3 protein-coding genes are annotated in these 2,050 nt (G+C 72.0%); 1 reads left to right on the forward strand and 2 read right to left on the reverse strand.

Going from position 1 to position 2,050, the window contains the following annotated elements:
* The coding region (locus G6027_RS13970) for a DUF1697 domain-containing protein (RefSeq protein WP_182637698.1) at positions 1 to 539 on the reverse strand (539 nt) is incomplete at its 3' end.
* Between the two features lie 48 nt (positions 540 to 587).
* Here G6027_RS13970 and G6027_RS13975 point away from each other — a divergent pair.
* Positions 588 to 1,028, forward strand: a complete 441-nt coding sequence (locus tag G6027_RS13975; RefSeq protein ID WP_182637699.1) for an SRPBCC family protein — start codon at positions 588 to 590, stop codon at positions 1,026 to 1,028.
* On the opposite strand, the gene G6027_RS13980 is transcribed toward G6027_RS13975, so the two are convergent.
* Positions 952 to 2,050 (reverse strand): NAD-dependent epimerase/dehydratase family protein (locus tag G6027_RS13980; RefSeq protein WP_182637700.1); only part of this gene is annotated, 1,099 nt, incomplete at its 5' end. The two genes, G6027_RS13975 and G6027_RS13980, sit on opposite strands and share 77 nt — an antisense overlap.

A 2,050-nucleotide genomic window follows, 5' to 3' on the forward strand; every position in this document is an offset into this window, starting at 1 on the left:
TCCCGCCAGTACACGCAGCCCGGCCCCTCCGCGACGGCCTCGGTGCCGGCGGTCGCCCCGGCGTCGGCATGCGTGTCGGGGATGGTGGTCGCCCCGGCGTCGGCGTGCGCGTCGGTGCCGGCGGCCGCCCCTCCGACCTCCCGGATCGCCGCACGCATCGCCCCCGTCACCCGGGTCGTCACCACCGGGTCGTCCGAGAACACCACATAGTCGTGGTGCTCGGCCAGCGTGTCGAAGGGGTACGAGGTCACCGCCGTCGCCACCGCCTCGAGGGTGAGGACCTGCACCACCGCCTGGTAGCCGAACCTCTCCGCATACGCGGCCTCGAGTGTCGCGCGCAGCTCGGACGCCGGTCGGGGGTCGGTGACGAGCACGTTGCCGGTGGCCAGCACCGTCGAGACCGCGGTCCCGCCCGCGGCCTCGGTGCACGCGACCAGGTCGCGCATGGCGATCCGCTTGCTCGTGCCGACGTTGATCCCGCGGAGCAGTACGACCTTCCGGTGCTCCCCGGCGCCCGGGTTCGCCGATCCTGAACTCATGTCCCGATCTTCCTCCCGGTGCGCGCCCGCGCGGGTAGCTTTCCCGCCATGGCAGTGTCAGTGCAGTCAGTTGTCAAGATCGAGGCCGGCGTCCCCGAGATCATGGAGGTCCTGGCCGACGTCGACTCCCTCGTGGACTGGTCGAGCGCCCACCGGGCGGTCGAGGTCAGGGAGGCGGACGACGAAGGGTGGCCGATCGTCGTGTGGGAGAGGGTGTCCCAGTACGGCGTCACCGACGAGATGGTCGTGCGCTACGAGTGGTACGACGGCGAGGTGAGCTGGTCCCTGGTCGAGAGCGGTTCCCAGAAGATCCAGAACGCCCGGTACGTGCTCACGGACAACGGCGACGGCACCACCGAGGTCGTCTTCGACCTCGAGGTGGATCTCAAGATCAAGCTGCCCGGGCCGGTGGTCAAGAAGGCGCAGAAGCACATCGCCGACGTGGCCACCACGGGGTTGCGGGACGAGGTCCTGCGGCGGCACGGCTGATCGTCCACCCGCCGCCCTCGCGGGTGAGACCCGGTCGGGGGAACCGGCGGGAGGAGATCAGTCCGTCGGTCAGATCCCGGCGCACCAGGTCGGGCACGGATCTGCGACGCAGTGGTGCGCTCCCGGTGTGGGCGAGGTGCGCGATGCCATCGAGCAGGTCGTCCATGGCCTCCATCGGCGCCCAGGACGGTGTCCATCCGAGGTCGTCGCGGGCCCGGGCGCAGTTCAGCAGGGGCACGCTGAACGCCAGGTCCAGCCATCCGCGGTCCACCGGCTGCAGGCGCGCCCGCCACGACAGCCCGACGAGCGCCCCGAGGACTGGCAGGGGGACGTGGACCGCCCGGGCCCCGAGCACCTCGGCGAGATCGTCCCTGGTCAGGGGGTGGTCGGCCGCGAGGTTAACCGGGCCGGTGGCGCCCTGCTCGATCACTCGCACGACGGCGTCGGCGACGTCGTCGGCATGGACGAGGGGCAGGCACAGGCTCCTGTCGAGCGGCAGCAGCGGGACCCGCGGCACGAGATGCGCCGGCAGATAGGCGGGCAGTCCGTACCGGGTCAGTCCGCTCGCCGCCGCTCGCTGGACGACGAAACCTGGGCGTATCCGGGCGACGGGCACGGCGTCGGCGCCGTGGAGGCTCTCGTGCTCGTCGATGAGCGTCTCCGCCGTGGCCTTGTGTCGGCTGTAGGCGGAGCTCGGCACTCCGGTCCTCGACCAGGTCTCGTCGACGTACTCACCGTGGCGGCCCGGCGCGTAGGTCCCCACCGAGGACATGTGGACCAGGTGGCCCACCCCTGCCGACTGCGCGGCCTCGAGCACCGCGGCGGTCCCGCCGACCCCGACCCTCTCGAGGTAGCCGATGTCGCGGGTGGGCTGGAAACCCCAGGCCAGGTTGACGACGGCGTCCGCCTCGACGAAGTGGCGGCCGAGTTCGCCGGCCGCGTCCGGACCGGCGACGTCCACCGCGTGCCAGTCGACGCCCCGGTAGTCGTCGACGGGATCCGGTGGCCGTCGCACGAGCCCG

This window comes from Dietzia sp. SLG310A2-38A2 (genome assembly GCF_014145095.1).
Classification (GTDB): domain Bacteria; phylum Actinomycetota; class Actinomycetes; order Mycobacteriales; family Mycobacteriaceae; genus Dietzia.

What these genes read in the sequence shown, in the direction of transcription:
- G6027_RS13975 (WP_182637699.1), top strand. Translation starts at nt 588, where the DNA reads ATGGCAGTGTCAGTGCAGTCAGTTGTCAAGATCGAGGCCGGCGTCCCC.